Origin of the sequence: Haloarcula sp. JP-Z28, from assembly GCF_011440255.1 — an archaeon.
In the GTDB taxonomy this organism is placed as follows: domain Archaea; phylum Halobacteriota; class Halobacteria; order Halobacteriales; family Haloarculaceae; genus Haloarcula; species Haloarcula marismortui.
In genome coordinates, this window is the sequence record NZ_JAAOHT010000038.1 from 16,647 (window position 1) to 38,291 (window position 21,645).

The following is a 21,645-nucleotide window of genomic DNA, read 5'->3' on the forward strand; positions in this document are numbered from 1 at the left end:
CATATTTTAACATTTCGGTTACCGCAGAAATAGCGAGGGTCAGGCGGACGCGACAGCGCCTGCAACCTCGGTAAACACCGAATCGAGGATGTCGAGACAGAGTTCCAGTTCGCGCTCGGTAACGTCGAGTGGCGGGAGGAGTCGGAGAGATTTCTGGCCACAGCCGAGCGTGAGGAGGCCGTGCTGGAGCGCGGTTTCCATCACGGCGTCGCGTCGATCAGCCGTATCGAACTCCAGCGCGGTCATCAGGCCGAGGCCGCGCACGTCTTCGACCAGCGAACGGCCCGCCGAGATTTCGCGGAGCCGATCCATGAAGTACGTCCCCTTCTCGGCGGCGTTCTCTAGCAGGTCGTGGTCCTCGATAGCAGCAAGAGTCAGCGCGCCGCGCATCGAGCCGAGGATGTCGCCGGCCCCCCACGTCGAGGAGAGCCGCGACGTTTCGGACGGGAAGATGTCCGACCGGGAGACGGTTGCGCCGACCCGGAGCGCTTTCGCGCTCGTGATGACATCCGGTTCGATGTCGTAGTGGTCGACGGCCCACATCTCGCCAGTGCGGCCGACTCCTGACTGGATTTCGTCGGCGATGATCGGGATATCGTGTTCCCGGCAGAGGTCGTCGACGGCCGAGAGGAACTCGGGATTCGGAACGCGATAGCCGCCTTCGCCCTGTATCGGCTCGAGGATGAGGAACGCGACTTCCTCGGGCGGGATGTGGCCGGTGTCTGCGTCGAGTTTCGAACGGAGGCGCTCGACGCCAGCCTCGGAGTACTCCACGTCGTGAATCCCGCTGATTTCGGGGAATTTCCGGCGATAGACGGATTTCGAACGGTTCAGCGAAAGCGCCCCCAGTGTCCGACCGTGGAACGCGCCGTCGAAGGTAATGCCGTACTTCGGCGTCTCGCAGTTATCGTAACAGATCTTCATCGCGTTCTCGACGGCCTCGGCACCGGAGTTCGAGAGGAAGACGGTGTCGAAGTCGTACTGGCTGGTAATATCGGTCAGTTTGTCCATCAGGTGGGCGGGTCCCGGTAGCGACGTTTCGTCGGGTGAGCCGCCGGTGCTGATGTAGAAGTCCTGGCCGGCGATCTTCAGCGGGTCGACCATGTCGAACTCGTCGGCACGGTCGAGCACCTTCGGGTTGTTGTATCCGAGCGGCGACGCAGCGACGTGGCACGTGAAATCCAGTAGGACGTTGCCGTCCGCGTCTGTACAGAACGGACCGATTGCGTCCTCAGTGATGTCCCAGACGAAGTCGTACACATACGTGCTCGGCGCGGCGGTTTCGTGATGGTACTCGACCCACTCGCTGCTCTGTGGGCCAGGCATACTATCGACACATGGCTCTGCAGTATCGCGGTCCATGCTAGCATAATCGAAATCATCAGTAATAAATCACTGTGTTCCGGGCCCGCGTACCGGCCGCATAACTGGGTCCTTGCTGCGGTTCGAAACGGGCTACAGGATCCGCTTGCCGAATGCGCTGGCGGCGAGTTCGGCCGCTCGCTCGCCCGTCGTGTTGCGCTGGTCGAGGATGGGGTTGACTTCGACGACATCGAGCGAGCGCAGCACTGATTCGGCGGCGTCGCGGTCGGCGACCCGTTCCATCGCCGTATGTGCCTCCCGGTATGTGACTCCGCCGGGAACCGGCGTCCCAACGCCCGGCGCGTCATCCGGGTCAAGCCAGTCGAGGTCGAGGCTCACGTGGATGTCGTCGACGCCATCGGTCGCGATGTCGAGTGCCTCGTCAGTGACTGAGCCGATACCCTGCTTGTCGATGTCCGCCATCGTAAAGACGGAGATGTCGCTCTCGCGGAGGACCGCTCGTTCGTCGGCATCCAGACTCCGTGCGCCGACGATGACAGTGTTCTCCTCGGCGACATTCGGGGCGGTGGCCCACGGCATCTCTGCGAAATCGCCGTAGCCGTGAGCGGCCGCAAGCGGCATCCCGTGGACGTTGCCGCTGGGCGAGGTCGTCGGGGTGTTGTAATCCCCGTGCGCGTCGAACCAGATGACGCCGAGTTCGGACGCCTGAGCCGCACCGCGCATCGTGCCCATTGCGATAGAGTGGTCACCGCCTAACACCAGCGGCACGCTCCCGTCGGCTATTTCGGTCGCCACCCGGTCGGCAAGCGTGTCGGTCATCTCCGCGATAGCATCGAGGTACTTCGCACTGGCGTCGGCGGACGCCGGTTGGGACTGTAGCGTCGGCGGTGAAAGGTCCCCCGCGTCAGTGTAGTCGACGCCGGCCGTATCGAGCGCGGCGCTGAGGCCGCCGTAGCGAATCGCTGACGGACCCATGTCGACGCCGCGTCGGTCGGCACCGAGGGCGAACGGGACACCGAGCACTGCGACAGGTGACGTGGGACGACTGCGGTCTCGCGACTGGGTTGACTGAAGCGACATCCGTTGTTACGGCCATAGCCCACGGGCGTTCATAGCGTCACCGATTCGCGAGAGCGCGACAATATAGGCAGCCGTTCGCCACGTGACATCGCGATCCTCGACTTCGGCCTGCAGGGCTTCCCAGGCATCGAGCATCTCGGCTTCGAGTTCGTCGTTGACTTCTTCCCGGGACCAGCTCCGTCGGTTGATGTGCTGGAGCCATTCGAAGTAGCTCACGGTGACGCCACCGGCGTTGGCGAGGATATCCGGGATGACTGGGATATTGCGTTCCTCAAACACTGTATCGGCCGCTGTCGTTGTCGGGCCGTTCGCTCCTTCGACAATAATGCTCGCCTGCACGTCCGCAGCGTTCTCCTCGGTCAGGACGTTCCCGACTGCTGCGGGAATGAGGACATCGACATCGAGTTCCAGTAGCTCGGCGTTGGATAGCTGACGTGGTGCGTCAACAGCCCCCAGCTGGCCGTGCTCGTCACCATCGGCGGAAATGGATTCGATATCGAGGCCGGATTCGTCGTAGATACCGCCGTCGACATCGCTGACAGCGACAACGGAGGCGCCCCAGGAATCGAGGAGGCGTGCGGCGTTCGCACCCACAGCGCCGAAGCCCTGTACAGCCACAGTGGCTCCCTCGACGCTCCCATCGTAGTAGTCGAGTGCTTCGCGGGCAACGATAGCGACGCTTCGGCCGGGTGCCTCCTCACGGCCGTGCGTCCCGCCGACTGCCGTCGGCTTGCCGGTCACAATTCCGGGAACCGTCTCGCCTTCCTGCATCGAATACGCGTCCATGAACCAGGCGACGGTCTGCTCGTCGGTCCCCATATCGGGTGCAGGGATGTCTTTCGTCGGCCCGACGACTTCGCGTAGTTCCTCGGCGAACCGGCGGGTCAACTGCTCGGTCTCCTGTGCGTCGAGCGTCGACGGGTCGACGACGATGCCGCCCTTCGCGCCGCCGAAGGGCAGGTCCATCACCGCGCACTTCCACGTCATCAACATCGCCAGCGCCGTACACTCCTCGGCGGAGACGCTTGGGTGGTATCGCATACCGCCTTTGTATGGCCCTCGGACCTCGAAGTGCTGGACGCGATATCCGTTGAACACTTCAACACTCCCGTCTGTCCGGTGGATCGGAACGGATACCTCGACAGTTTTCGATGGGTGACGGAGCTGTTCAAGCATCCCCTCAGAAAGGTCGAGGTGTTCGGCCGCTCGCTCCAGTTGGCGGCGGGCAGTCGCGATTGGCGATTCGTCCTCGTCTGTCGCTTGCTCTGGTGGCTCCTTCTGTGTGCTCATGATTGGTTGGTAGGTTTGGCGGTGCGTACGCCCACTCGGGACCAATGGGGCGAGTACGCTGGGTTGTTCAGCACGCTGTGTCCGTATGTACTGTCAACATCCGACGGCTGGAGTGAGACAGTGTATCGGCATCAATACTGGTATTGTTAATAAACATTTGGGACTGTCTGCGAGGCAGATAATTTGATACTAGCAAAAGCCAACAAAAATTCATCAAGCAGTCTTCAGGGAACAGTAAGCACCTCTAATGCCCTATCTGTAAAATACTGCCGTTAGATGGACTTGATATACTCAATTTGAGAGGGGTTACAGTATTTGCACAAAGGTGCGCCTGCTGGCACAGAGGATACTGTATGCGCGCTATATCGCGTCTAACTACCGGATAGGGTGCCGGCAACTGGTTTGAGAAAGTCAAAAACAGGCTTGGCGTCGTAGCAGCGGAGTACTGTATCGAGGTATGTCGGCGACAAAGGTCCCAATCTCGGAGTCTCCGGCCGTAGACCGCAGACAGCCACAGCTACTCGACCCGCTGTGCTATCCTGGCAGGGCCACTAACGATGGTACGACTGTTATTGTGGATGCCTTGCTGGAAGAATCGCCCCGACCCACCGTCACAGTAGCGTAGCCGAGATTTGAGCTATCCAAATGTTGGAGGGCGGATACTGTCGTTGGTTAGTGGCCATTGCCGACACACAGCGACGAGCGTCTGACGCCGCTGTTACGTGCTCCGGTCAAACGAGGTCATTTCGAGATTGACTTCGATGAGGTTCGCTGCCTCCATCACCATCTCAGGAATTTCGCTGTCGAAGCGGGCCCCTTTCAGACGGCTGGTCGGTGCAGTCACACTGACCGCGCCAACAACGGTCCCATCGTTGTCCAGAATCGGCGCACCAACCGCCCGGAGGCCACGGATCTCTTCCTCGTCGTTTGTCGCGTATCCTCGCTCCTGAATTGTTTCTAGCTCGTCACAGAGCGTCTCTTGGTCCGTAATCGTGTGCTGTGTCTGTTGTGAAAGGCCTTCCCGGTCGATTATTTTCTCAACGCGCTCGTCCGGGAGACACGAGAGGATTGCCTTCCCCGAAGCGCTGTCGTGGAGGTGTTGTGGGGCCTCCCGCAACTGGAGGTGGTAGTCCATCCCGACGGCGTGTTCGCCCCGCCGCTCGTAGATGGCGACTTCGCGGCCGTCGTTTTCGACGACCAGATGGACGTACTCACCGGACCTGTCGGCCAGTTTGTCGACTTCCTCCTGGCCGGCAGTGTAGAGCTCTGTCTCGTTGCGGACGTGTTCGCCCATCGTGACGAACCGAAAGCCAAGCTGGTACGTGTCGTTGTCCTTCGTGAGAAAGCCACAGTCGGTCAGCGTCGCAAGATACGTGTGCAGCGTTCCCTGGGAGAGTTCGATTCGCTCGCTCAGTTCCTGCAATGTCGCGCTGTTTGCCTCTTGTACGGCTTCGATGATTTCGCAGGCGTTCTCCACGGACTGTATCCGCCGGCCCGTGTTTTGTGTGTCGGCGTCGTCGGTCATTACCGAGTAGAGTTGCCGTCATTATTTAAAACCCAGATGTAAGCGATGAGCGGCCGGACCAACCAGCGGCCGCTGGCAACCGACACCTGTCAATACCCGACACAATAAGACTGTACGGGTACCGGTATATAGAAATACTTCGCTCGAAACATATCCAAAGTCGTGTTTTTAATATCACTCATGCAGATAGACAGCCTTCAGCTATCGATACCGCAATTGTATCTCAATAATCCGAGTTTGTAGATGTAGTTAGGCGCAAAAATAATCACAGATGTGCTATTTTTGATTCAGTAGCGAATTTTGACCCTCGTATATTTTAGATGGTACGTATTTATATCCAAATCTGATCGGTAGGTCTTGGTCCCGGAACCAGATGCTATTCCATTCCAACTGGAATTGCCGATATACCGAGACCGCAAGACACACAGCGAACGCAACGCTCCTGTCCCGAGTGCCTTTATAAATAACCGTCCAGAACACGGTGGTGTTGACGGGTAACTAAAACACTTATTGTTGTTACTGAACGAGAGACTAGTATGTCAACGACGCCTGCGCAGGACGGCACGCAGTGGTTCCTGCACACATGGCGAGACCACATTCTCGAGCCGATAGAGACGGCTCTCACTGTGCTCGACGTGGAGCATACCGAGCTTGCAGCCGAGCAAGACGGGCTCGAGGACTTTCTACAGCGTCTGCGTGCCGTCGACCCCGCCCAACAGCCCTCCGCCCCCGTTGGTGCGCGAAGTCGACAGTCCGAATCTGGCCCCGTCAAAGCGCTACGGGACGCCTACGCCGACACGGTGCTGGCTGTCGACCATTACGAGTCAGTGTACGACGAATCGCTGGTCGAGAACGTCGCTATCGAGTTCGGGCCAGACTACGCAGCGCTGTTTCACCCTGAGACGAACGTCGGGTTCTCACCGCCGCTCAAACGCTCGCTGGTGGCCGCGGCTGAGCAAGCAATCGACGAACGGATCTCGCTGGACCGCGCTGTCAAAATCGAACAGGAATCGATGCAGGAGTACCACAGCAGTTTACAGGAGATCATCGAGACACTCGACAGCACAGTCGTGCCTGAGTGGTATCGCGAGACGTTCCGAAACGACGTTACAGCGCTGTTACAGGAGCGCCAAGACCAACTCCACGCAAGCGTTCACCGGTTCGAGACACACGAGTTCTGCACGTATATGTACGAAGAGCAGTTCTGGACGTATCCGGTGTTGACCAGTCTCGCGCGGCTACAGGAATCTGTGGACAGTTGAACGAAGGCGGTCCCCAGAGCAGACAGTCGTAGGCGTCACCGAAGCGCGGTGAACTGGCCGCCGGCATCCACCACCCAACTCGGGGAGCCCAGAGACGATTACACAGTCGTTGTATTCTGTGGCAATCGTCACGAAGAGTCACCATTCACTATTTACCGGCGAACATATTCGCCCGGCTTCCTGCCAGATGAGAGTGCGGTTCCCTATATATACAGGCTGGTCTTCGAGTTGCAGCCGTGAGCTATCATGGAAACGCGTAGAACATTCGTACGCGGTCTGGGTCTCGCGGCTGGAGTCGCGCTGGCTGGCTGTTCGTCGGGCGGCGGGTCCGACAGTGGCGATGACGGCGATTCGGGGAGCGGCGGTGACGCGTCAGACGGCGGCGAGACCGAGTCCAGTGACGGCGGGAGCGGGTCCGAGTGGGCCGAGACGAGCACCGTCGAAATGACGGACGAACTGGCATACGAGCCGAAGAAAATCCAGGTCGAGTCAGGGACGACGGTCACGTTCGAGAACGTCGGTAGCATCGGCCACACGGTGACGGCCTACGAAGACAAGATCCCCGACGGCGCGGATTACTTCGCATCCGGCGGGTTCGACTCCCTGCAGGCCGCGAAAGACGGCTACAGCAACGGGCAGGAAGGCAATATCCCGAAAGGTGAGAGCTACGAGGTCACGCTGGAGACGACCGGGACGTACGAATACTACTGCATCCCCCACGAGATGAACGGGATGGTCGGCACAATCAAGGTGGTCTGATATGAGTAAGCACGAAACCCCACGCGACCCGAACGAAGTCCTCGAAGAGTACGAAGAAACGCTCGATTCGGTGCTGGCGGAGGTCGAGTCCCCCGATGAGGCGACAACGGATGACGACATCTCCCTGGGACTACCCGGCCTTTCGCTCGGTCGCCGGGACTTCATGAAAGCCGGCGTCGCCGCCGGTGCGATGGGGTCGGTGGCCGGCTGTTCAGCGTTGAGCGGCGGCGACAGTAGCGCTGGCAGCCAGTCAACGCCCTCGAGCAGCGGTGCGAGTCACACGGTCGAGCCGGGCGAACACGACGAGTACTACGGCTTCTGGTCCGGCGGCCACTCTGGCGAACTGCGGGTCATCGGCATCCCGTCGATGCGTGAACTCACCCGTATTCCGGTGTTCAACACCGACTGTGCGTCGGGCTATGGCTTCACCGACGGCACGCAGGAGATGCTGGAGGAAGGCGGTGGCTACAGCTGGGGTGACAACCACCACCCGAACCTCTCGGAGACGGACGGCGACTACGATGGCGAGTATCTGTACGTCAACGACAAGGCCAATGGCCGCATCGCCCGCGTGAACCTCACGTACTTCGAGACGGACGCAATCACTGACGTCCCGAACATGCAGGCCATCCACGGGTGCTGTGTCCTTTCGCCAGACACCAAGTACGTGCTGGGCAACGGCGAGTTCCGCGCGCCGCTGCCAAACGATGGGACCGACGCGAAGAACCCGGACAACTACACGTCGCTGTTTGTCGCCGTCGACCCCGAGTCGATGGAGACCCAGTGGCAGGTCAAGGTCGACGGCAACCTCGACATCGTCGACACCGGCAAAGAAGGTCGGTGGGCCATCTCCTCGGCGTACAACAGCGAGGAGGCCACCGACATTCAGGGGATGACGAAGGACGACCGGGACAACGTCAAGGCCTTCGACATCCCGGCTATTGAGCAGGCTGTCGAGAACGGCAACTACGAGGAGGTCAACGGCATCCCCGTCGTCGACGGCACGCAGGGAAGTTCGCTCAATCAGGGCGACCGCCCTCTCGTGAAGTACATTCCGACGCCGAAAAGCCCCCACTGCGTCGAGGTCGGGCCGAACGGCGACTACGCTTTCATCGCGGGGAAGCTCTCCCCGACGGTGACGATGCTCGACCTGAACGCGCTGGCCGAGTCCTCCGACCCCGATGAGGTCGTCGCCGGGCGACCGCGTGTTGGGCTCGGCCCGCTTCACACCACCTTCGACGGCAACGGCCACGCCTACACGTCGCTGTTCATCGACTCACAGGCCGTCAAGTGGGACATCGAGGCGGCCGTCGAGGCCGAAGAAGGGTCCGAGGACCCCATCATCGAGAAGCAGGACGTCCACTACAACCCGGGCCACATTCAGGCCCTTGAGGCGATGACGACCGACCCGGACGGAGAGTGGCTCGTCAGCCTCAACAAGCTCTCGAAAGACCGGTTCCTCCCGGTCGGCCCGATAATGCCCGATAACGACCAGCTCATCCACATCGGGCAAGGTGAAAAAGAGATGGAACTGGTCGCGGACCATCCGGCCTACCCCGAGCCACACGACTGCGTGTTCGCCCACAAGGACAAGATAGACGCCAAGAAGGTCTACGACAAGGACGACTACGAGGAGACCTACATTACCGAGGAGGACTCGGGCGTCGAGCGCACGGGCGAGAACAGCGTCCACGTCAAGATGACGACCAAGCGCTCGGAGTTCGGCCTGCCGGACTTCACGGTTCAGGAGGGCGACGAGGTGAAGCTATCTACGACCAACATCGAGGGCGTGCAGGATATCATCCACGGCGTTGCCATCCCCGAACACGACATCAACTACGCCGTGGCCCCACAGGACACTCGCGAGGTCACGTTCACTGCTGACGACCCCGGGGTGTACTGGATCTACTGCACGTACTTCTGTAGCGCCCTGCACCTGGAGATGCGCAGCCGGATGATCGTCGAACCGGCGGAGGGGTAGCGCTACAGCCCATTTCGGAGGTGTTCAGCCATGCAACGACCCACCATCGACGACTTCCGTGAGATCCGGCGGGGCCTCCCCGTGGGAGCGGCGCTGCTGTTCGTCGCGGCGCTCGCGTTCCCGATGTGGCGCATCAGCGTTGATGCGGTGCAATACCCCAGCACGACGCTCCGCGTCTCCCTGTACGCCTACCCCCACCTGACCGGGGACTTCATCGAGATGGCGCGGCTGAACCACTACGTCGGGTTCTACTTCCCCGACCCGGTGTTAGTCGAGCCGAACTTCCCGGTTGAGGAGAACGCCATCGACGTACCCGAGTGGTCGCTCGGGCCCGTCGCGTTCATCGGCGTATCACTGCTGTCAGTGTTCGTCGCCGTCGCACCGACCGTCGACAAGCTCAAGCGCGGCCTGAAATACCAGTTCGGCGGCACCGTGCTGGTGTTCACCGTGATGCTGGCCGATATCCAGTACCGGCTCTGGGAGGCCGGCCACACGCTCGACCCGGGTGCGCCGGTGATGGGTGTCGCCGGCTTCACACCGCCGCTGTGGGGGCAGTACCAGGTCGCCAACATCACTAGCGTCTCCCGGTTCGGCCTCGGCGCGTACATGGCCGCCACGGCCGTCGGACTGCTTGCGGTTTCGTACTACTACCGCGACCAGGCGGCGACGTTCAACGAGCTGCCGGCCCGAATTCGCAACGGGCTCACCGGGCTTCCCGACGCCGTTCGGGACCGTGACGACGATACTGACGATGAGGAAGGCGCCCCGCATCACCCGACGACCACCGCAGCCGAACCTGACCAACCCGAAACCCACTCATGAGCCCACTGCCCCACGATTTCGAGCGCGTGTTTGCCGTCGCTACCGCGGTCCTGCTCGTGCTGTCGGTCGTGGCTGTCGGGATGGCCAGCGCCGACGAGGCCGACGGCACCCGCGACGACCTCGCCTTCGACCCCGACGTGCCCGACACCGACTCGTTCACCACCCCGTCGGCTGACGGCACCGCGACGGTCGACGGCCAAACGTACGACAGCGCGCAGGCGGCGGTCGACGCCGCAGACTCCGGCGACACCGTCACGCTCGACGGTCGTTTTAACGAGACGCTCGTCGTCAGGACGCCGAACGTCACGCTCTCCGGGAGCGGTTCCGCGTCGACGCTGTTGCACGGTGATGGCGAGGGCGATGTGCTCGCCGTCGAAGCACAGGGTGTGACCGTGTCGGATATCTGGGTCCGCAACAGCGGCTACAGCACCGCGACGAATGACGCCGCGCTATTCGTCAACGCAAGCGAGGTCACTGTCCGCGACAGCCGCGTGACCGACATGACCTTCGGCATCTGGCTTGACGGTGTCGATGACGCCGAGATACAGAACAACACCATCGTCGGCCGTGAGGAGATAACGCAGTTGACCAGACGCGGCAACGGCATCCAGATCTGGAAGACCGAGGACAGCGTCATCCGGAACAACGACATCACCACCGTCCGGGACGGGCTCTACTTCAACTGGGCGAAAGACGTCAACGCCAGCGCGAACACGATGTGGGACCTCCGCTACGGCGTCCACTACATGTACTCGGACGACTCGCATCTGCGGGATAACACCGCCTTCGACAACGACGTCGGGTACGCGCTGATGGTGTCGAAACACCTCGTCATCGAGGACAACGTTGCGGTGAACAACAGCGGACAGTCCGGCCACGGTATCCTCGTCAAGAGTATCGACGACACGGACATCCGCGGCAACCACCTCGTCGACAACGAGAACGGGCTGTTCGTCTACAACTCCGTCAGCAACCGCATCATCGGAAACCTCGTCGTCGGCAACAACATCGGCGTCCACATCGCCGCGGGGAGCACCGACGGCACCGTGACCGAGAACAGTTTCATTCGCAACAACAGGCCGGTGCTCGCGGTGATGAGCGACCAGGTCCACTGGAACGAAAGCGTCGGGAACTACTGGTCCCGGGCGAACCCGACGGACGTTGATGACGACGGTGTCGGCGACACCCGCTACCAGCCGGCTGGGACGGTCCAGCAGGTGACCGCCGAAAAGCCCGCAGCACGGGTGTTCGCCAGTAGCCCGGCCTTCGACGCCGTTCGGCTGGCTGAGTCGTCCGTTCCAGTCGTTCAGTCGCCCGGCGTGGTCGATGCCCGCCCGCTCACCGAACCACCCCACGAGAACTGGAGGAGCTACTATGAACGTGATTGACGTCGACGACGTATCGAAAGCCTACGGCGATGTGCAGGCGCTTGACGGACTGAGTCTGTCTGTCGAACAGGGAGCCACCCTCGGCGTGTTCGGCACGAACGGGGCCGGCAAGACGACGCTGTTCAAACTGCTCGTCGGGCTGAACCGACCGGACGAGGGGAGCGTCTCAGTCGCCGGTGCGGACCCGACCGACGGGACCGCCGTCCGCGAGCGAGTGCGCTACCTGCCGGAACACGCCGGCTTCCCGCCGAGCCTGACCGGCCGCGAAATACTCAGCTTCCACGCCCGGATGCGCTCGGTGCCCCGGGAAGACCGGGCCCACCACGTCGAGCGCATCCTGCACACCGTCGGACTCGCAGACGCCGCGGACCGACGCGTCGGCGGCTACTCCAACGGGATGAACCGACGGCTCGGCCTCGGCACTGCGCTCGTCGGCGAGCCGGCCGTGTTGATACTCGACGAACCGACAGCAGGGCTCGACCCCGACGGCATCCGGGCGTTCCACGAGGTCGTGGAAGCCCTGGCAGCCGAGACGGACGTGACTATCGTTTTCTCCTCACACGCGCTCGGGGAGATTCAGCGGCTCTGCTCGGCGGCGGTCATCATCGCCGACGGACAGGTGGCAACCGCGGGGCCAGTCGAGGAGCTTCGCCGCGCTGCCGCCGACGAGGTGACGGTGTCGCTGTCGCTTGCGTCCGAGGCGGCTGCAAGCGATGTGGCGACCGACCTCGGGACCTCCGAGGCAGTGTCCACCGTCAGCCGCTCCGGTGCGGACGTGACGGCACGGACCACGCCGGCTGATGCTTACGACCTCCTGACCGCCGTCGGTGAGGGGGCCAACATCGACCGCTTCGAGGTCCGCGAACCAGGCCTCGAAGCCGCGTTCCACGAGGCCGTCGGGGCGGATAACGGCGATGGCTCCGGCTCCGACAGCACAGCGTCGGCAGCGGCTGCGGAGGCGGCGACCGAGGACTCGGGAGGTGAGCCGGCATGAGCGAGGACGAGTCATCGACGGACCCGGCCCCCGACGGCGGCGTCGTTTCGGTCGACGCTCCAGCCACCCGGTTACACGACGGTGGAACCGAGGGGCATACGGCCACGGATACGACCGACGAATCGGCGCTCGCCCGGCTTGCCGACAGCAGTCTGCTGACCATCGCTCGTCGGGAGTACCGGCTGGCCGTCCGGAGCCGGTGGGCGCTCGGCGTGGCGCTGCTGTTCGGCCTCTTCACCACCGCAGTCGTCCAGTTCGGCGCGAGCTCGGTCGGCCCGGGTCGGTTTGACGCGGTGGTTGCGACTATCGCCGAACTCGGCGTCTACCTCGTCCCGCTGACCGCGCTAGCGGTCGGCTACGACGCCATTGTCGGTGCCGACGAGCGCGGCTCGCTCGAACTCATGCTCGCGCTCCCGGTCACGAAAGGCCGTGTCGTCGTCGGCACTGCCATCGGCCGGGCGGCGGTGCTGTCCGGCGCGATGTTGCTCGGCTTCGTTCCCGGTGCGCTGCTGACTGTCCGCTACATCGGCCTCGCCAGCGTTGGCCAGTACGCGGCGGTCGCCCTCGCAGCGGTGTTGACCGCCTGTGCGATGCTCGGCGTGGCAGTACTCGTTTCGACGGTCGCACGGACGAAAACGCACGCGCTCGGTGCCGCACTGGCCATCTGGTTGTGGGTCGCGCTGTTGCACGACCTGATGGCGCTAGGGGCCGTCGCGGGGTTCGACCTCGGGTCCGGCGCTATCGCCGCGGCGATACTGCTCAACCCCGTGGACTGTTTCCGGGTACTCGCGCTCGCGCAGGTGGACGTGGTCGCCGGCGGCTTCGGGAGCGTGCTGGCACAGGCCGGGCTGACCACGCCAATGGTCGCTGCGGGACTCGTCGCGTGGGTCGTCGTGCCCGTCGGCGTCGCCGCGAAACTCATTCAGCGGCGGCGTCTCTGAACCTAAATCGACTGCAGCGCTGTTTCTTCTGGTTCCTCGAACAGACTGGCGACCCGTTCCGTCGTCTCGGTACGCTCGTGAGCGTTTTCCAGAAGGACGGTTTCGCTAGGGAACAGCTGCTCGCCGAGTTCGAGGCCGTGGTCCCGCGCAGTCGACCCCGTAACGGTGAGATAGACGCCGAGGCCGGTCGCCGCGATGTCTGCCTCTTCCTCGCCGCCCTCCGTGGGATACGTAAAGGAGACGCCATCGAGCGCACTCGTTCCGAGGACGGCTTCAACGAGCCGTTCGTACCGCGGTGAGATACAGAGTTCACCCTCGTAGTTGGTGACGAAATCCCGGTCGAGAGGCCCGTCCTGTGTGTCCATGACCTCCGGCGTCGCTAGCAGTGTGTGATACACTGTATCGCCCAGCCCGGTCACGACCCGCACGTCGGTGTCGAGCGGATCGATGCGGTCGTTGATCTCGTGGATGGCGGTCAGCGGTTCGTCCCGAAGCTGAACGACTTCCTCGAGCACGAGGTCGGCGCTGTCGAACCCGAGCGCAAACTCGTGTGTCCGGAGCGCCCGGAACGGTTCCTCGCGGCCGACCAGCTGGACGTCACCGTGTTCGGTCGGGACGGTGACGCTGTCGAAGACGATCCGTCGGGGCATCCCGTCGCGGTCGTCACGGAGCAGCGTATACTCTGGCTTGTATGGCGCATCGAGCGAGGAGTAATCGCTGATGCGATGGTACACGTCGGCGACCGCGTCCTGATTGCCTTTGGTGACGGCCTTCTCGTAGCGAAGCGTCGAGATGATATCGTCGGCCAGGTCGGTCGTCCCCGTGCGTCCGGCGAGTCGCTCCAGCACTGCTTCGAGGGGCCGGCCCTTGCGCGGGACGGCCACTCTCGTCGTCGTCATTATGCAGGCACAGACGGGGGACCGGTAAAACGAGTTCGGTTAGTCGCCGCCGCCGATGACCGACGACAACTGTTCGCGCCACTCTTTGAGCTCTTCGATCTCCGATTCGGTTTCGTTTATCCGGTCAGCGAGTTTCCCATCGTCAATCTCCTCGCGGAGGGCTTCGATGTCGTCTTCGAGATCGTCAAGCTGCCCTTCGACGCTCTCGACTTCTCCGGAAAGCTCGTCGACCTTGTCGGAGGCGGACGTGGCTGTATTCGTCGCCGACTGGACCTCGTCCTGAAACCCTTCCAAGGCCTCTTCGAAGGAATCGAGGCGCTCGCCGAACTCCTGAATCATGTCCTCGCCAGTGCCGTTCTCCTCGAGGAACTCTTCGAGGGCATCGGTGTACGCACGGAGGTCTGCAACATCGCTCTGGATGCGCTGAATCCGAGCATCATTGACGCCGCCAGTGTCGCTGTCGTCCTCAGAAACGGCGTCAAGCGCGCGCTTGAGGAGCTTCACGTCTTCGGGTGAGACGTTCTGATCGCGGATTTCCTGTGCCATCGTCGCAACGACAGCGCCGGATTGTACCTCGGAGTCCGCCGGTGCGGCGTTGCTCTCTTCGGGGGCTTCGACACTTGCGTCCGGGTTGTTCGGGTCCGAAAGGTCGAGCGTCTCGATATCCTCGTCGTCATCGTCTTCGAGACCGGGAACGCTGTCAGCGTCACCAGCGATGACGTCTCGGACAGCCTCGTCGCCGCCTCCGACGAGGTCCTCCTGGTCTTCATCCAGTGGCGGGTCCACACTCTCGATTTCGGGTTCCGTCAAGAATTTCTCGACGTCGTCGGTGCCCGTCGCACGAATGCCGTAGACAGTCGTGTAGTCGGCTTCGGCTTCAAGTTCCTTCTCGAAGGCGATCCGGTTTTCGTTGATGTCCCAGTACTCGCTGCCGTACTCGGGGTGGAAGCCCAGATCCTCGACTGCCACGTCGTCTGGAACAGTGTCGACTAGCCTGACTGTCACCGGAACGGACCGCCGCGAAGTGAGATTAAACGCTATCGCGGGCACGGGAAACTCGTCCGCCTCGAACCGCTTGGTCACTGTCACACCATCGGCAGCGACAGTGACTTCGTCGTAGGCTTGCGAATTGCTCATGGTCTGTATGGTCTCAGCAATAGTATTAAAGGTACGTACCTGACCAACATTTACGCCTTTTTTGTATACGACGGTCATTAATATAATGTGTTAGGCGTAAGCTCAGTAACACGAACAGGGCGTGAGACAGGAAGGATTGATAATCCGTCTGCTCAGCACTGGCAGACCGCTTTCAGTCGAGGTCGTACCGATCGCCGATTTCAATGATTGAAAACGTCGAGGGATACTCGAAGCTGTTGGCGTGGTTGTGCAGGACGGTCGGCTCCGTTGTCATTCCCTTCCACATGTCCCAGTGGGTCGGGATGAGGGTGTCCAGCTGGAGTTCGTTCGCGGCTTCGATAATCATGTTCTCGTCGTTGTACCACTGCGTTCTCGTCGGTTCGCCGGTCTCCTTGTCGTCGATCATCCCGACCGTCCCGAACGCGAGAACGCCGACGTCAATGTCGTAGCGCTCGCCGACAGACTCGAACTCGCCGGGGCGGGCGTCGCCGCCGTGGAAGAACGTACCGGCGTCGTGTTCGAACACGTACGACACCGGGTGCTCGGCGTCGGGATCGTTGGCCGGTTCGACGTGAACTTTCAGGTCGCCGATTTCGAGCGTGTCCCCCTCCGTGACTTCGTGGAACTGGTCGTCGGTGACGCTATAGTTCTCCAGCCACGCCTCCTCTCGGATAACGTCGTGACCACTGTCAGTCGTATAGTAGTCCGCGCCCGTCCCGGCGAGAATCGGCGCTTGTGACGGCCCGTGAACGTGGTCGGTATGCTCGTGGGTACCCAGAACCGCGTCGCACTCGGTGATGTCTTCGGGATTGAACGGCACTGGGACCATCCGGACGGTTCGCGGCGGGTCGCCCGTGCCGAGATACGGGTCGATGAAGACGGTCGTCCCGCCACTGGATTTCACGATGAAGCCGTTACAGCCCAGATACCAGATCGCCAGTCCGTCGGGTGTCGCCGACTCCACCGCACGCGGGAGCCAGTCGTCCCAATCAGATTCGACTGTCATGTCGGGAGATGCCACGCCCGGTCGCTAAGATGTTTCGAAGACGCCGGGCCGTCGGTCGCTGGCTGCTGTACGGATACTTCGGCCAGCAATTCGAACCGACCTCCGCAGTCGCCGATGGCTTTCGGTCGTCGTGGGGCCTCTCGCTGTCTGAGAACGGAGCCCTCGGTTTATTTACCAACTGAGAGAAATACAACCTGTATGTACGATCACATTCTCCTCGCCTCGGATGGAACAGAAGCTTCAACCAACGCCGAGTCCCACGCGATTTCCCTCGCAGCGGAACACGGTGCGGCCCTCCACGTGCTGTATGTCGTTGACGAGGACGTGTACACGGCCTACAGCGGTGACGAATACGTCGACGAATCGGAGGGACCCGAGCATGGTCTCGAAGAGACGGGTCAGGAGACGCTGGCCCGGATACAGGCCGACGCGGAGGCGTCGGGCGTCGACGCAACGACGACCCTGAAACACGGACGGCCGGCCGAATCCATCATCGAAACCGCTGACGAGGCGGACGTCGATCTGCTCGTGCTCGGGACGAAGCGGCGGCCGGCGGAGTACCGGAGTCTCCTCGGCAGCATCACCGACAAAGTGCTCAGGCTGAGCGAGCGACCAGCGGTCGTGGTGAAAACCGAAGTCGAGGAGTAACCCTCAGTCGGTCAAGTGTTTCGCTGACTGGCAATAGCTGTCGGCGGCATCGGCGCTCCTGACCGGCAGCTTCAGGGTCGGCGAAAAGTACGACCGCGAGAAATACCGGGGTTCAGTCCTCGCAGCAACCGCCGGCTTTCTGGCCGAAGTCGACAGCCAGTTCCTCGGACACGATCTCGTTGAGTTCCTGCAGGCGCAGTTCGAGTTCGTTCTGGGCCTCAAGATAGTCGCTCATCACCGGGATATCATGGAGTTCCTCCTGCTTTTGCTGGACCTTCCGGAGGTCCTCCTGAGAGGCGTTCCCGGTCTGGCGGGCGAGCATGAACTCCTCGCGGATCTGCTCGAACTCCTTGATGGCCGCCTGCGCCTCGTCGTGGTTTTCGACGGCGTCTTTCGTCTCCTTGAATCGCTGGTACACCGGGAGCTCGGCGATTGCTTCGCCGAACTCTGTAGCGAGTGCCTCGACGCGGTCACCGTCGATGTCAGCGGCGGTATCGGTCTCGATACTCATCGCTATATTGTATGGACTCGGGCGGTATAGGCCTGCCGAAACCGGGTTGTTATACGCAGGACAGTGCCTCAGTGCTAGCACAATAGGCTGCGTCTGTTACGTTGGGCAGGACCCGGAACTGTGGTTCCAGTTGCACATAGCCAGCCTTGCTCGGTCTCGATATGGCGAACCGGAGTTATCAGTGGTTGTAATCAGCCAGAAATGATATATCCTGCCCGTGGGTCCTTACAATAATGGCTAAACAAGCTACAACGAGCAGACTGTTGCCGGAATCTATGGACAACAGTGGAGAGTTCTGGCTTCACGCATTCGAATCGCTTGTGGCAGATTTACCGGAGCCGGCGTTCGTGGTCGACGCGGACGGCGATATCACGCACTGGAACCAGGCGGTTGAAAACATCCTTGGGCTCCCGGCGAGCGAGGCTGTCGGGATGAACGCATACGACGTATTCGGCACAGAGGGACAGGACGAGACGCTCGCCCAGGAAGTCATCAGGACTGGGGAGCCAGTCCGGGAAGACGAGTTCCGCTCCGCAGAACGACCCGACGGGACGATGGCACACGCGCGAGCGGTGGCTATTCCGCTCATGGGTCCCGGCGGGGACGCTATCGGTGCCTTAGAGCTACTGATCGATTTCAGCGATATCGTCGAACAGCGTGAGGCGCTCCAGAGCCTCCAGTCACAGATGGCGACGGACGTCGAGTCAGCGGTCGGCGAAATCGGCGACTCCGCCGCGGCCGTTACCGAGCAGTCCGACGATATCAAGCAGATGGCCGGCGAGCAGTCTGAAAACCTCGATGAGGTCCAGTCCGAGGTCTCCGGGTTCAGTGCGACTGTCGAGGAAATCGCCTCCAGTGCCGAGGAAGTGAGCAGCCAGAGCGGTGAGGCCAGGGAACTCGCCGAGGAATCCGTCGAGACAGCCGAGGAAACCATCGAACGCGTCGAAGACGCGACTGAATCCGCCGAACAGGTCGCGTCCGACTCGACGGAACTCCGGGGCCATATCGAGGAGATCGACGAGTTCGTCGAGGTGATCAACGACATCGCGGACCAGACGAATATGCTGGCGCTGAACGCCAACATCGAAGCCGCGCGAAGCAACAGCGACAGCGACGGGTTCGCGGTCGTCGCCGACGAGATCAAGGAACTGGCCGACGAGTCCAAACAGCACGCTGACGAAGTCGAGCGCATCGTCGGGGAGGTCCGCGAGATGGCCGACAGCACCGCCGAAAACGTCGAGGAGACGACGGACGCGATTCAGCAGGCACTCACCGACATAGAGACGGTGCTAGACAACCAGCAGGCCATCGTCGACGCGACCTCGGAGACGGAACAGGGCATCGGCGAAGTCGCGGCGGCGACGGACGACCAGGCCGCAAGCGCCGAAGAAATCGCTAGCATGATCGACGAAATCGCCCAACGTGCCGCCGAGGTGTCCGAGTCCATCGACGAGCTGGCTGACGCAAACGAGACCCAGCACCGACTGGCGCAGGACCTAGAAGAAAACGTCGAGCGGGTCGAGCGCCGACTCGCCGAGATTATGGAGTGACTGGCGCTCATCGAAACACGGGGGTTATGACTCTCGAACGGATACAGGGGTGCAATGAGTCAAGAGCGGACTGACGGCGACCTCCGGAACACTGGACTGTCGCTCAAGCACGACCGCGAGTGGGATTACGAACTCGACCGAATCGTCGAGGCCGTCGAGGAACGCGACGCAGAGAAAGTGGGACTGCAGTTCCCCGAGGGGCTGAAGCGCCGTGGCCCGGCCGTGGCCGATGATCTCCGCGAGGAACTGCCTGACGACGTGACGGTGTTGCTCTCGGGCCAGCCCTGCTACGGTGCCTGTGACCTCGATACGTACATGATGCGCCGGACGGACGTGTTCGTCCACTTCGGCCACTCGCCGATGAAAGAATCGGACAAGATCATCTACGTCCCGCTGTTCTCCAACGTCGACGTCTTCCCCATCATGGAGCAGGCCCGCGAGGAACGGCTCGCCGACCCCGAAGACGACCCTGATGTGGGGCTCGTGACAACGGCCCAGCACATGAACAAGTTCGACGAAATGCGCGAGTGGCTGGAAGAGCGTGGCTACACGGTCCACACGCGGCGCGGCGACGAGCGACTGACCCACGAAGGACAGGTGCTCGGCTGTAACTACGCCAGTGCCGACGTTGACGCCGACCAGATGCTGTATGTCGGTGGCGGGAAGTTCCACCCGCTTGGGCTGGCGATGGAGCACCCGGAGAAACACGTCGTCATCGCCGACCCCGTCAACAACGTCGTCACCGTCGCCGACACGGAGAAGTTCATGAAACAGCGCTACGGCGCGGTCCACCGCGCGATGGACGCCGAGTCATGGGGCGTCATCTTCTGCACCAAGATCGGCCAGGGTCGCTGGGACCAGGCCCAAGAGATTGTCGAAAACAACGAAAACGCCTACCTCATCACCATGGACGAGGTGACACCGGACCGGCTGACGAACTTCGGGATGGACGCCTACGTTAACACCGGCTGTCCCCGAATCACCACCGACGACGGCCCGCAGTTCAAGAAGCCGATGCTCACGCCCGGCGAGTACGAAATCGCTATCGGCGAGAAACCACTGGACTCCCTGGAGTTCGACACCTTCCACGGCACCTGGTAGCGCCAGTTTTCACCGGTGATAACAAGGGGCATACTGTCTTGTAGCGCGGGCGCTGATACGGTCCATGGCTTCTACAGAGGACGCTGTTATCTATCAGGACGTTTTTGAGGCGAGTCCGGACCCGATTATGATCCACGACGCCGACACCGGAACCGTCGTCCGGGCCAACCAGGCCGCGGGCGCGCTCCTGGGGTGTACTCCAGACGACATCGTCGGGATGCACGTCGGCGAGTTCAGTCCGCCGGGGTTCTCCACGGCGGACGCAAACGACCTGATAGCCGAGGCAGCCACGTCAGGTTCGGCGCAGGTCGAGTGGGTAACGGAGGGACCCGACGGCACGGACCAACTGGTCGAGGTAACGCTCAAGCGAGCCGCTCTCGGCGACGAGACCCGTGTTGTGGCGTTCATTCACGATGTGACCAGCATCCGCGAGCGGGAACGAAAACACGCAGAACAGAGCGAACAGCTCCACACCCTGATGGGGAATCTCCCTGTCGTGGTGTTTACGCTAGACCCGGACGGCGTGTTCACGTATTCAGCCGGGAAGGGGCTGGAAGGGCTCGGAATGGAACCCGGCGACCTCGAAGGGACATCGGTGTTCGAGACGTACAGCGAGTATCCGGACATCATCACCGCCGTCGAGAAGGCCCTCGACGGAGAGGAAGTCCGCGTGACACAGGAAGTCGACGACCTCGTCTTCGAGACGTGGTATCGACCGGTGTTCGACGACAGCGGACAGCTCAAACAGGTCGTCAGTGTAGCTAGAGATATCACCGCCCTCAAACGCCGCGAGGAGCGCGTCGAGGCGCTCAGCGACGCGACGAACGAACTGCTGTACAGCCGCACAGAGACTGCGGCCGCGGACACAGTCACACAGATTGCACAGCGTATCGTCGACCAGCCGCTCGCCGCGATATGGTCCCACGACAGCGGCGACGACACGCTCTATCCAATCGGCGCGACAGCAAAGGCGACCGACTTCGCCGGCGTGGAAACGGCGGCGGATCTCCCGCCGATGGGGCCAGACAGCGACGAGAACCGTATTTTCCACACCAGCGAGCCGACCGTTATCGAGGATTATCAAAAACTGTCGAACCCGTCAGCGCCGGCGATGCCGATGCGGACGCTCCTGTGTCTCCCGCTCGATGACCAGGGGATGCTGTGTATCGGGTCCGAGACCGTGGCGTCGTTCGACGGCGACGAGCGGTTCCTGCTTGAGATTCTTGCGAGTACGGCGGCTGCCGCGCTGGAGCGAATCGAACGCGAGACGCGGCTCAAGTCCAAACAGGCGGAACTGGAGCGCTCAAACGAGGCGCTCCAGCAGTTTGCTTACATCGCGTCGCATGACCTGCAGGAACCCCTCCGGATGGTGTCGAGCTATGTCGACCTGCTGGACAGCGAATACGGTGACGACCTCGACGACGAGGC

20 protein-coding genes are annotated in these 21,645 nt (G+C 61.9%); 12 read left to right on the top strand and 8 right to left on the bottom strand.

Annotated features, from left to right (window positions below; genetic code table 11):
- Positions 1-39: 39 nt before the first annotated feature.
- From G9463_RS13980 to G9463_RS13995, 4 genes are all read right to left on the bottom strand, one after another.
- Positions 40-1,362, bottom strand: coding sequence for an aspartate aminotransferase family protein (locus G9463_RS13980; RefSeq protein WP_165897042.1), 1,323 nt, complete (start codon positions 1,360-1,362; stop codon positions 40-42).
- 93 nt (positions 1,363-1,455) lie between these two features.
- A complete protein-coding gene (gene rocF / locus G9463_RS13985; protein ID WP_004962144.1) occupies positions 1,456-2,403 on the bottom strand; it encodes an arginase in 948 nt (315 codons plus the stop codon).
- A gap of 6 nt (positions 2,404-2,409) precedes the next feature.
- Complete coding sequence (gdhB, locus tag G9463_RS13990; protein WP_004962147.1) at positions 2,410-3,693, bottom strand: glutamate dehydrogenase GdhB; 1,284 nt, start codon at positions 3,691-3,693, stop codon at positions 2,410-2,412.
- A 718-nt stretch (positions 3,694-4,411) separates the two neighbouring features.
- Positions 4,412-5,218 (bottom strand): IclR family transcriptional regulator, encoded by an 807-nt coding sequence (locus G9463_RS13995; protein ID WP_165897043.1) that lies wholly within the window; start codon positions 5,216-5,218, stop codon positions 4,412-4,414.
- 536 nt (positions 5,219-5,754) lie between these two features.
- Between G9463_RS13995 and G9463_RS14000 the strand changes: the two genes are divergently transcribed.
- The 7 genes from G9463_RS14000 (at position 5,755) to G9463_RS14030 (ending at position 13,365) form a co-directional block, all read left to right on the top strand.
- A complete protein-coding gene (locus G9463_RS14000; RefSeq protein ID WP_007189901.1) occupies positions 5,755-6,480 on the top strand; it encodes a hypothetical protein in 726 nt (241 codons plus the stop codon).
- Positions 6,481-6,726: 246 nt separating this feature from the next.
- On the top strand, positions 6,727-7,239 hold the full coding sequence (locus tag G9463_RS14005; RefSeq protein ID WP_007189902.1) for a plastocyanin/azurin family copper-binding protein: 513 nt from the start codon (positions 6,727-6,729) through the stop codon (positions 7,237-7,239).
- A 1-nt stretch (position 7,240) separates the two neighbouring features.
- Positions 7,241-9,220 carry a TAT-dependent nitrous-oxide reductase gene (gene nosZ / locus G9463_RS14010; RefSeq protein WP_165897044.1) on the top strand — a complete coding sequence of 660 codons (1,980 nt, stop codon included), beginning with the start codon at positions 7,241-7,243 and terminating at the stop codon, positions 9,218-9,220.
- Between the two features lie 30 nt (positions 9,221-9,250).
- Positions 9,251-10,042: a hypothetical protein gene (locus tag G9463_RS14015; RefSeq protein ID WP_165897045.1), complete on the top strand. Its 792-nt coding sequence runs from the start codon at positions 9,251-9,253 to the stop codon at positions 10,040-10,042.
- The gene (locus G9463_RS14020) at positions 10,039-11,430 is read left to right on the top strand and encodes a nitrous oxide reductase family maturation protein NosD (RefSeq protein ID WP_165897046.1); all 1,392 of its coding nucleotides are present in this window, start codon (positions 10,039-10,041) and stop codon (positions 11,428-11,430) included. The genes G9463_RS14015 and G9463_RS14020 overlap by 4 nt, the downstream gene beginning before the upstream one ends.
- Positions 11,417-12,424, top strand: a complete 1,008-nt coding sequence (locus tag G9463_RS14025; RefSeq protein WP_165897047.1) for an ABC transporter ATP-binding protein — start codon at positions 11,417-11,419, stop codon at positions 12,422-12,424. The genes G9463_RS14020 and G9463_RS14025 overlap by 14 nt, the downstream gene beginning before the upstream one ends.
- Positions 12,421-13,365, top strand: a complete 945-nt coding sequence (locus G9463_RS14030; protein ID WP_165897048.1) for an ABC transporter permease — start codon at positions 12,421-12,423, stop codon at positions 13,363-13,365. The genes G9463_RS14025 and G9463_RS14030 overlap by 4 nt, the downstream gene beginning before the upstream one ends.
- Before the next feature lie 2 nt (positions 13,366-13,367).
- Here G9463_RS14030 and G9463_RS14035 read toward each other — a convergent pair whose 3' ends face one another.
- The 3 genes from G9463_RS14035 to G9463_RS14045 form a co-directional block, all read right to left on the bottom strand.
- A complete protein-coding gene (locus tag G9463_RS14035) occupies positions 13,368-14,264 on the bottom strand; it encodes a hypothetical protein (protein ID WP_007189908.1) in 897 nt (298 codons plus the stop codon).
- Positions 14,265-14,303: 39 nt separating this feature from the next.
- Positions 14,304-15,401, bottom strand: a complete 1,098-nt coding sequence (locus G9463_RS14040) for a hypothetical protein (RefSeq protein WP_165897049.1) — start codon at positions 15,399-15,401, stop codon at positions 14,304-14,306.
- Positions 15,402-15,573: 172 nt separating this feature from the next.
- Complete coding sequence (locus G9463_RS14045) at positions 15,574-16,407, bottom strand: MBL fold metallo-hydrolase (RefSeq protein ID WP_165897050.1); 834 nt, start codon at positions 16,405-16,407, stop codon at positions 15,574-15,576.
- A 29-nt stretch (positions 16,408-16,436) separates the two neighbouring features.
- Between G9463_RS14045 and G9463_RS14050 the strand changes: the two genes are divergently transcribed.
- Together G9463_RS14050 and G9463_RS14055 are read left to right on the top strand one after the other, a co-directional pair.
- Positions 16,437-16,589, top strand: coding sequence for a hypothetical protein (locus G9463_RS14050; protein ID WP_160164319.1), 153 nt, complete (start codon positions 16,437-16,439; stop codon positions 16,587-16,589).
- A gap of 16 nt (positions 16,590-16,605) precedes the next feature.
- Entirely contained in the window at positions 16,606-17,055 is a 450-nt protein-coding gene (locus G9463_RS14055; RefSeq protein ID WP_007189911.1) for a universal stress protein, read from the top strand.
- Between the two features lie 112 nt (positions 17,056-17,167).
- Here G9463_RS14055 and G9463_RS14060 read toward each other — a convergent pair whose 3' ends face one another.
- Positions 17,168-17,566 (bottom strand): YlbF family regulator, encoded by a 399-nt coding sequence (locus G9463_RS14060; protein ID WP_004962180.1) that lies wholly within the window; start codon positions 17,564-17,566, stop codon positions 17,168-17,170.
- Positions 17,567-17,841: 275 nt separating this feature from the next.
- On the opposite strand from G9463_RS14060, the gene G9463_RS14065 reads away from it, so the two are divergent.
- From G9463_RS14065 to G9463_RS14075, 3 genes are all read left to right on the top strand, one after another.
- A complete protein-coding gene (locus tag G9463_RS14065; protein WP_004962182.1) occupies positions 17,842-19,116 on the top strand; it encodes a methyl-accepting chemotaxis protein in 1,275 nt (424 codons plus the stop codon).
- Between the two features lie 54 nt (positions 19,117-19,170).
- Positions 19,171-20,217 (top strand): diphthamide biosynthesis enzyme Dph2, encoded by a 1,047-nt coding sequence (dph2, locus tag G9463_RS14070; RefSeq protein ID WP_165897051.1) that lies wholly within the window; start codon positions 19,171-19,173, stop codon positions 20,215-20,217.
- Positions 20,218-20,281: 64 nt separating this feature from the next.
- A partial coding sequence (locus tag G9463_RS14075; RefSeq protein WP_165897052.1) for a PAS domain-containing sensor histidine kinase occupies positions 20,282-21,645 on the top strand: 1,364 nt, incomplete at its 3' end.